This window comes from Streptomyces sp. NPDC003023 (genome assembly GCF_042888225.1).
GTDB lineage: Bacteria > Actinomycetota > Actinomycetes > Streptomycetales > Streptomycetaceae > Streptomyces.
Window position 1 is genome coordinate 58,885 of sequence record NZ_JBIAPL010000013.1, and the last position, 9,267, is coordinate 68,151.

Genomic DNA, 9,267 nt, shown 5'->3' on the forward strand with positions numbered 1-9,267 from the left:
GGGGGGTTCAGCCGCCCCGGGCGGCGCCCCCCCCCCCCTAGCGCGGGGGGTATGGCCCCCCCGGGGGGCGGGGGCCCGGGGGGGGGGGGCCCGCCCCCCGGGGGGGGGGGGGGCCCCGCCACGAAACTTCGAGTTTAGAGGCATTTGGATGTCTGCGGCGCCTGTGAAACTGCTTCTCCGAGAGCCACGAGTTCCATTGCCGCTTGAGTCGAGCTGCCGAGGAACGTCACCTCTACAGCAGGCTTGCGGCCGTAAGTGGTGAGTGTCGTGATCCCTTCACGTTCCTTCTTCTTCTCGCCGAATACCCATTGAATCCCATTCACCTCGACACAAGGATCGATGGTGGGAGCTGGCATGGCCACTCCACACCGGAGAATGATCGAGGGCTTCCCCCATGCCGCCACACCTGGAGAGTCAACGTTGTAGCGTGACTCTCCTTCCATTTCAGGTGGAGTCTTGGAGATGATTTTGACACACAGTGGATTGCTGGAATTCTGGGCGGGCGAGATCTTATATCCAGAATCTATTACCATGAAAGCGAGGAGCACCCCTCCTGCGATCATCGAGGCCCCGGCAAGCCACAAGATTTTACGCGGCTTGAATATTCGCACGAGCACCTTCAACTCCCCTCCCTTAAGTTATTGATCAACCCAGGATACCCGTTGGGTGCTATTTCTGGCCATTCCGGAACTCGCCGAGATCCTCTAAGGGTTGTCCGCCCTGTCACGCCGGGAGCGTCTCACTCATGGTCAGCGGTTACGGGGACGCCGTCCTGATCGCGGACGGAACCCTGGCCCCCAATCCGGAGCCCTTGGTGAGGGTCTCGGATCCTGGAAGAAGCATGAGGAATGACTGTTGGACGTAGTGCTGGTGCAGGCGACACATCAGGGGACGAGCCATAATAAAAGGCGTCGGCCAGCAGTTAGTACAACGTAAGAATCCGAGAATGTGTGGTCGTTCAAGTGTCTCGGGGTGGGCAGCGCGACCGGAAACGGAGCTGAGGGCGATTCAGTGGGATTGCAACAACTCTCAAGACGAGCGATGGAACATCATCCAGAGACCAGTGGCGTGCGAACCTACGATGCCGGCGGCGGGCAGTGGTAGTGATCTGGGCAGCGGAGAAGAGATAGAGCCGGAGGCGGCGGGGCTCCCACTTGTGGGTTTCGCTTAACAGGGCAAGCATGAGCGTCCACGCAAGGAGGTCGAGGGTGATCTGAACGATCTCCAGCCATCTCGTTCTGCGCGCTGTCGTGCAGGAGCAGGTTGACAGGCCGGTGGCCCACGCGGCACGGATGCGGTCCTCCTCGCCGGTGGTGCCGCAACTCAGTGCCGCGATCGGCATGTCGGTGGTGCTGGTGGCAAGGCAGGTCAGCCTCAGTCCGTCAGCGTCGGTGATGCGCAACTGGACGCCGGGGTAAGTCCGTTACTTTCGGGCGATCAGCCGCAGTCCCTTCGGTCAGCCCTTGAGCAGTCGTCGGCTCTCGGCGCCCCAAGCCCCGTCCCGGATCTCGCCGCCGGGCTCGGTCGCCGGTGTCCAGGCCGGGGCGACCGCCTGCTGAATCTGTTCTGGTCATGCCGCCCGAATACAACAGCCGCCAGCAGCGCTTCGCGAGCCAGGCCACGAACCCATGGGTGCCGCCTCAGGAGTCGGTGCGGACCAGCGTCCGCCGACCGCGCCGGTAGGTCTTCGGCAACCGGGCCAGGGCCAGTTGGATAGTGATGATGCGGTCTGCGGCGGTGTTGCTGCCCGCGTTTCCGAACCGCAGCACAGTCGGCCACCGGCTCGCCGGACCCGTCGATGCCGTGGTCACGAACCCCATACGCGGGTGGTGCCCGAAGGTCTTCTTCCAGGTGGCGGCCGCGTCCTGCTTATCAGGGTGGGAGATCACCATGGCACCGTCCAGGTCCACGGTCACCTGCCCGTCTGCGTTCGGCACCGGCGACGAGCATGTCGATGAGCCCGAGCGCGACCGCGAGCGCCACATCCAGCAGCCTTGGCAGGCTCGTGCACCGATCGGGGCTTCCGCCAGGGCGTCGGCGCCGCCGGTACCGCCTGACCCAGCCCGGACTTGCGGACCGTCTCCACCAGCAGCACGGCCCCGGCCTACGAGAGCACTCCGCGACCACCGCCGTCGACGCGGACACGCGGGGTACGACCCGATACACAACCCTCGTACTCGTTGGTCGGAGGCACTTTGCGCTTGCCTGCCCCCCTCGGGGCAGCCCGCTTCATGAAAGCGCAAGGCCAAAGGCAGATCGGGGGACGCGACCCAGTTCTCGCCGTCGCCGTCGAGATCCGCATCGTGGGTGCGAACGGCCCCCCTGGAAGTAGGCCCCGACGCGGACTCATGCCTCAACCCTTCGGCCGTTCTGCCCGAGACTTGCGGCATGGCCTGGGCCGCCCACCAATTCTTACAGGCCGAGGTCGGCGGCCCTCCAAAGGACTGTGCAAGACCGAGGGACTGTCCTCCGCCGGCTTCAGCCGCACCACGCGGGTGCAACCGCCAAAATCTGGGCCTGCGGCCCGACGACACCAAAATCCCCGGCTACACCCGCCGCTTGCGCCACTCCGGTGCCAGCACCGACCAGATCTGCTCGTCGTGCCGCTCGCCGCGGTACAGGTAGACCTCGCGCCGGGTGCCCTCGTGGGTCATGTCCAGACGCTTGGCGACGTTGATGCTCGCCTCGTTGCCGGCGGCGACGATCCACTCGACGCGGTGGATCCCGCGGACCTCGACCGCCCAGTCGACGAGGGCCGTCACGGCACGGGTGACGAGGCCGCGGCCGGTTGCCGAGGGCTCCAGCCAGCAGCCCGCCTCGCAGGTGCCCTGGGCCACGTCCATGGTGCGGAACATGACGCCGCCGACGAGGGTGCCCTCCAGCCGGATGCCGAGGAGGCGTCCGGTGTCCGCCGCGGTCTTGTCGGCGTAGACCTGGAGCCAGGCGCGGGCAGCGGCGACGTCCTCGATGATGTCCGGCAGCCCGACGTAACGGCCGATGTGCTCGCGGCCGCGCTCGATGTGGTCGAAGAACTCCTGTGCCTGCCAGGGCTCCAGCGGTCGCAGCTGTGCTCCGTCGTCGCCCAGGGTTGTCGCGAACACGGTGCTCCTTCGGTGGCTGCGGGCTGCTACGGCACGAGCTCGCCGTCCTCGCTCGCGCGTTCTTGCGGGATCCTCGCATGCGCGGCCTCGCGGGACGCCGGCTTCTCGATGCTGATCCGCGGCAGCAGGCGGTCCAGCCACCGGGGCAGCCACCAGTTCGCACCGCCGAGCATGTGCATGAGGGCGGGCACCAGGAGGGTGCGCAGGACGAACGCGTCCAGGGCGACCGCCGCGGCGAGACCGATGCCGAACATGGCGATGACCCGGTCGCCGCTGAGCACGAAGGCGAGGAAGACCGAGATCATGATGACCGCGGCGGAGTTGATCACGCGGCTGGTCTCGGCGAGGCCGACCCGTACCGCGCGCCGGTTGTCGCCGGTCTCCAGCCACTCCTCGTACATCCGGCTCACCAGGAAGACCTGGTAGTCCATGGAGAGCCCGAAGAGCACGGAGACCATGATCACCGGCAGGAAGGGTTCGACGGGCCCCGCGCTGCCGAGGCCCAGCGACTCGCTCCCCCAGCCCCACTGGAAGATCGCCACGACGACACCGAAGGCGGAGGCCACGGCGAGGACGTTCATCGCCGCGGCCTTCAGCGGGATCCCGACGGAGCGGAACGCGAGGAGGAGCAGCACGCAGCCGAGCGCGACGACGACCCCGACGAAGAGGGGCAGCTTGCCGATGATGACGTCCGCGAAGTCGTCGTAGCCGGCGGTGACGCCGCCGACGTGCACCTGGAGCGAGGTGCCGTTCTCCGCGACCGGAATGACGTCCGAGCGCAGGCGGTCGACGAGCTCGCTGGTCGCCTTCGACTGGGGCGCGGACTCGGGCACGACGGTGAGCACCGCCGTGTCACCGCTGCCGTTGTACGTGACCGGCCCGACGGACGAGACACCGTCGGTGGCCTGGAGGTCGTGGCGGAGCCGGTCCATGGCGACGTGGTCGTCGGGGCCCTCCAGGTCGGCGACGAGAGTGAGGGGCCCGTTGACGCCCGGGCCGAAGCCCTCCGCGAGCAGGTCGTACGACTGCCGGGTGGTGGCGGTGGCGGGCCCGTTGCCCTGGTCGGACGTGCCGAGATGGAGCGAGAGCGTCGGCAGCGCGAGCACCAGCATGACGGCCGCGGCGACGGCGCCCAGCAGCCTGGGCCGGCGTTCGACGAAGGCGGACCAGCGGGCGGCGAAGCCGGTCGGCAACTCGGGCCGGGGGCCCAGCGCGGCGAGCCGGCGCCGCTCGCGACCGCTCAGGGCCCGCATCCCGATGAACGAGAGCAGGGCGGGCAGCAGCGTGACGGAGGCGACGACGGTGAGGACGACGGTCAGGGAGGCGGCGATCGCGACGCCGTTCAGGAACCCGAGCCGCAGGATCAGCATGCCGAGCAGGGCGATGCAGACGGTGGCGCCGGCGAAGACGACGGCCCGGCCGGTGGTGGCCACGGCGTCCAGTGCCGCCCGCTCCACCGGCATGCCGCTCCTGAGCCCCCTGCGGTGTCTGGTGACGATGAAGAGCGCGTAGTCGATGCCGACGCCGAGGCCGATCAGCAGGCCCAGCATGGGCGCGAAGTCGGCGACGGTCATCACATGGCCGAGGAGCACGATGCCGGCGTAGGCCGTGCCGACGGACACGAGGGCGGTGGCGATGGGCAGCACGCTGGCCGCGAGGGAACCGAAGGCGAGGAAGAGGACGACGGCCGCGACGGCCACGCCGACGGTCTCCGCGAGATGGCCGCCGGGGGCCTCTGTGAGGGCGATGGCGCTGCCGCCGAGTTCGACGGCCACCCCGTCGCTCCGGGCCGCTTCGGCGATGTCCACCACGGCACGGGCCTGTGCCTCGGGGATGTCCTCGACCGGCTGGTCGAAGGTCACGTGCGCGAAGGCGGTCCGTGAGTCGGGGCTGATCTGCGAAGCGCCCTCGCTCCCGTACGGACTCGCGACGAAAGAGATGCCGTCGAGCTCGGCGACGTCGTCGAGCATCGCCGCCATGCGCTTCTCGATGTCGGGGTCCCTGACACTGCCGCTGTCCGTGTGCCAGACGATGGTGTCGCTGTCGCCGCCCCGCCCGTGGAAGCCTTCGTCGAGCAGGGCGGTGGCGCGGCCGGACTCGGTGCCGGGGACCTCGTAGTCGTTGGAGTACGCCGTACCGGCGACTGCCGCCGCGGCCGCCGTGCCGCCGAGGGTGAGGAGCCAGAGCAGGACGACGACGAGGCGGTGCCTGACACACCAGCGGGCAATTGCTGCCAACGGACCGGCTCCCTGGGTGGTTCGTGGATCTTTGTAGGGTAAACAGCCCGCAAAGAACTCATGACCTGTATAAGGCCACTCTGACATCCAATCGTGTTCATTTGACCGTTTCGTGGGGTTAGTCACACCCCGACCACCCCGGTACCGCGACTGCGTGGACGCTGAGGGCCCGGGGCCCCCCGCGGTCCGGCGCGGCGGCTCCGGTGCGATGCTGATCGGTCGCCGGCCGGCCGGGAGGACGACGCGCCGGTGGTCACCCCGAGACGCTCGGGTGGCCGTTCTCGATGTGCCCCATCAGCCGCCGCCGGAAGCCGTCCTCCTGCTTCGCTCCCTCGGCGGTCACCTCGATGTCGTACCAGCCGTGGGCGTCGGCGGCCGAGTGGACCACGGTGCGGCTGCGGCCCGCCTTCACGGTGATCCGGCGGGTCCAGCCGTGCAGGTCCGCTTCCTCCACGTAGCCCAGGGGCCGCACCGTGAAGGTGAGCGGCGAGCCGCCGTTGTTGCGCAGGGTGAGGTGCACGTCGCGGTCGTGGTGGTCGACGGCGGAGACGACTTCCGCGGTGCCCAGCGCGGGGCCGGCGAACTCCCGGCGGAAGCCGTTCGGGCCGGTGATCGTGAAGCGGTACGTGTCACGGGTAAGGGGTACGGTCCATTGCGCCTTGCCCCTTACATCCCGGTGCTGCGGGACGTCGAACTCGCCCGCGTACGGGTAGAGCGCGAAGTGCGCGCTCGAACGCCCCGTGTTGTGGAGCGCGACGGTGACCGCGTCCCGCGACACCGTGGCGTGGGCGTCGGGCTGGTACGGCAGCGGGCGCGCGGGACGGGAACCCGGCTCCTGGACGGGCATCGACTGCACGGCGGGCGGCAGCGGCCGCCAGCGGCCCGTGAACGGGGGAATCGCGCCCGGCTGCGCCACATCGGGCTGCGGCCGGCCGCGCCCGAAGTCGAAGGCGGAGGTGAGGTCGCCGGTGACGGTACGCCGCCACGGGGAAATATTGGGCTCCGCCACCCCGGTCCACTCCTCCAGCAGCCGGATCACCGACGTGTGGTCGAAGACCTCGGAGCACACGTACCCGCCGACGGACCAGGGGGACACGACCAGCATCGGGACACGGACACCGAGGCCCGTCGGGAGCCCCTGCCACCGCTCGTCGGTGTCGTCCGCGGGCGGGACGGGCGGCGGGACATGGTCGAAGAAGCCGTCGTTCTCGTCGTAGTTGATCAGGAGGACGGTGCGCCGCCAGACCTCGGGGTGGGAGGCGAGGGCATCGAGGATCTTGTAGACGAGGGAGGCGGACGCGACCGGCGAGGAGGCGCCGGGGTGCTCGGAGTCCACGGCCGACGGCACCAGGTAGGAGACCTCGGGGAGCCGGCCCGCGGCGACGTCGGCGCGGAAGCTGTCGGCGAGCGTGCCGGACTCCACACGCCGCAGACCCCGCTCGAAGAGGGACCGCTCGCCCTCGGTGAGGGTCGCGACGCCTTCCTCCAGCGCCGCGAGCAGCGCGGCCCGCTCAGCCGGGTCCCGGGTGTCACGGACCCTCGCGTAGAAGGCCTCCATGTAGGTGAAGTCGTCGGACGCGACCTCACGGGCCCGGGACAGCGCCTTGCGCGCGATCTCCTTGAAGGTCGTGAAGAACTCGATGTTGTTGTCGGTGAAGTTCTCCCACTCCGTGTACGTCTTCCAGCTGCGGCCCGCCTTCTCCAGGCGCTCCGCGTACGTCGGCCACGGGTAGCCGGGGTGCGTGCCCTCGTCGTAGGCGTCGTTCGAGACGGCACGGCTGCCGTCGGCCTCGTAGCCGGTCCAGCCGCTCCACAGGTGGTTGCGGTTGGGACTCGTCGAGGTGTGGACGGACGAGTGGTAGGCGTCGCAGATGGTGAAGGTGTCCGCGAGCTCGTAGTGCAGAGGCAGATCGCGCCGGTCGTAGTACGCCATGGTCGCGGCGGTCTTCGCGGAGACCCAGCCGTCCATCCAGCCGTCGTGCCACGCCCTGGCGCCGCCGCTCCACGAGTGGTCGAGGTCGCCGATGTACTGGAGGTCCTTCTGCTGCGTCTTCGCGGCGTCGCGCACGGGGAAGGGCAGGACCGCGCCATCCGCGGACGGCTGCTCGAACACCGTGCTGCCGGAGGGGAGTTCCACGGCGTTGCGGTCGCCGAAGCCGCGCACACCGCGCAGGGTCCCGAAGTAGTGGTCGAAGGACCGGTTCTCCTGCATGAGGATCACCACGTGCTCGACCGCGCGCAACCCGCCGCTCGGCGGTTCGGCGGCGAGGGCCTGCCGCAACGACGGCGGCAGCACCGAGCCGGCCGCCGCCGCGCCGAGTGCGCCCGTGCCGAGCGCGAGGATCCTCCTGCGCGAAATCTCCGGTGACATCCCGACCTCCCGTCGACGGACAATGGTTCGTCCTCGACCCATTGCTCGGCAGGGACGGTAGCCAGAAGGGATGTCGGCGAGAAGGCCCGGCGACATCCACGTGGTGAACGTCCAAGAGGCCGGGCCGTGAGTCCAAGCGGATTCCGGCCACGGCAATGCCGTCCGGTCCGGCCCGACCGTGGCTGCCACCGGCGCGAGGGACCGCCGCGAACCGTTACGGCGGGAATCGGCCGTGGTCCACAAGACCGGGAGAATTGTCGGTGGCGACTGGCACGATGGCCGACATGGAATACAGGGGGATCCATCAGACGGCCCTGACGCCCGCGGACGCCGCGGAGTTCGCCCGCATGCTCCACGACGCGCCCGGCCCGCACCTGGGCCGGGCCCCCGTACCCGTCCTCGTCCACGACGCGGGCGCGACCCCCGCGGAGCGACGCGGCGCGCTTCAGGTGGTGTACGACGCGATCGTGGACCGGATCGGCGAGCCGACGCTCTACGGGGGCTCCACGGGCGGCCCCAGCGTCCGGTGGCGTGACAGCCGCCGCGTCCTGCTGCTCGCCGGGGACGGTCAGCAGGTGGGCCTGTCCGTCCACGAGACCCGGGCCCTGGAGACCGAGGAGCAGCGCTCCTTCGAGTGGGGCGGCGCGTGGTCCGGCGACGAACCGCAGAACCCGGCGCTGCTGCCGTACGTGTGGCAGCTGGACCGCAGCGGCCCGGGCGTCCGTCCGACGTCGCGGCCGAGCGGCCGGCTCGCCGCGGACCTGGCCCAGTTCCAGTACGGACTCGAACTGCTGCTCGCGGCCTGGGTGGAGCAGTTGCCGGTGCAGGTCGGCACCGACTGGGCGAGCTTCTGTCTGACCAGCGCCGCCGACCGCGGCCGTCAACTCCTGGTGTCCTACAGCCTCGAGGACGGTCTGCACGCCTCGATCGACGACCGTGACGGGCAGAACAACGAGGACCGCGCCCGGATGATGCTCGCGCGCGGCTGGCAGTGCAGGGACCGCGGCTGGTGGCAGACGGACTTCCTCGACCCGGGGCACGACTGCGCCGCGGCCCTGGCCTCCCTCGTCGTCACCGAGCTGTACGCCCGCGGCACCCGGGGGCCGGAGGAACTGCGCGCACGCGACGTGAGTTGCAAGGACCGCGGCGAGATGTGGCTGCCTGGCCTGGGCATCCGCCACTGACCGGCGCCCTGCCCAGGCCCTGCGGCCGCTCGGTCAGGCGCCGAGCAGGCCCACCACGGGCGCGGCCTGGCTGGTCAGCGGGTCGAGGTCGCCGGGCACCCCGGCCAGCCGGTTGAGCCCCGCCAGCTGCTGGGAGGCACTCGGCACCTCGTCGCGGTGCTCCGGGGCGACCGAGCTCTCGGTGAGCGTGTCGACCGTGTCCATGACGGACAGCGTCCCGACGGGGAGCTCAGGAGAGGCGGCGCTCGCGGCGGGAGCCGCGAGGGCGGAGGCACCGGTGGCGAGGGCGAGGGCGGCGAGTACACGCTTTGCTTGGGTCATGCTGTGACAACGGCCCTCCCCGGTGATCGGTCACGGTGCCGCGGGAGCGTACG

At 69.9% G+C, this 9,267-nt stretch carries 6 protein-coding genes and 1 pseudogene; 1 reads left to right on the forward strand and 6 read right to left on the reverse strand.

All coding sequences use genetic code 11. The annotated features are described in order from the left end of the window. Positions 1-134: 134 nt before the first annotated feature. The 5 genes and pseudogenes from ACFYV1_RS30675 to ACFYV1_RS30695 all read right to left on the reverse strand — a co-directional run bounded on the left by ACFYV1_RS30675 (position 135) and on the right by ACFYV1_RS30695 (position 7,709). Positions 135-617 (reverse strand): DUF3515 domain-containing protein, encoded by a 483-nt coding sequence (locus tag ACFYV1_RS30675; protein WP_389398984.1) that lies wholly within the window; start codon positions 615-617, stop codon positions 135-137. 341 nt (positions 618-958) lie between these two features. Continuing rightward, a pseudogene (locus ACFYV1_RS30680) lies at positions 959-2,194 on the reverse strand (transposase). Positions 2,195-2,546: 352 nt separating this feature from the next. Then, positions 2,547-3,101 carry a GNAT family N-acetyltransferase gene (locus ACFYV1_RS30685; protein ID WP_389398879.1) on the reverse strand — a complete coding sequence of 185 codons (555 nt, stop codon included), beginning with the start codon at positions 3,099-3,101 and terminating at the stop codon, positions 2,547-2,549. A gap of 26 nt (positions 3,102-3,127) precedes the next feature. Beyond that, on the reverse strand, positions 3,128-5,338 hold the full coding sequence (locus ACFYV1_RS30690) for an MMPL family transporter (protein ID WP_389398880.1): 2,211 nt from the start codon (positions 5,336-5,338) through the stop codon (positions 3,128-3,130). A gap of 253 nt (positions 5,339-5,591) precedes the next feature. Next, the gene (locus ACFYV1_RS30695) at positions 5,592-7,709 is read right to left on the reverse strand and encodes a phosphocholine-specific phospholipase C (RefSeq protein ID WP_389398881.1); all 2,118 of its coding nucleotides are present in this window, start codon (positions 7,707-7,709) and stop codon (positions 5,592-5,594) included. 284 nt (positions 7,710-7,993) lie between these two features. On the opposite strand from ACFYV1_RS30695, the gene ACFYV1_RS30700 reads away from it, so the two are divergent. Then, positions 7,994-8,893: a hypothetical protein gene (locus tag ACFYV1_RS30700; RefSeq protein ID WP_389398882.1), complete on the forward strand. Its 900-nt coding sequence runs from the start codon at positions 7,994-7,996 to the stop codon at positions 8,891-8,893. 33 nt (positions 8,894-8,926) lie between these two features. Here the strand turns inward: ACFYV1_RS30700 and ACFYV1_RS30705 are convergent, their stop codons facing one another. Continuing rightward, positions 8,927-9,214 carry a hypothetical protein gene (locus ACFYV1_RS30705; protein WP_389398883.1) on the reverse strand — a complete coding sequence of 96 codons (288 nt, stop codon included), beginning with the start codon at positions 9,212-9,214 and terminating at the stop codon, positions 8,927-8,929. Positions 9,215-9,267: the final 53 nt, after the last annotated feature.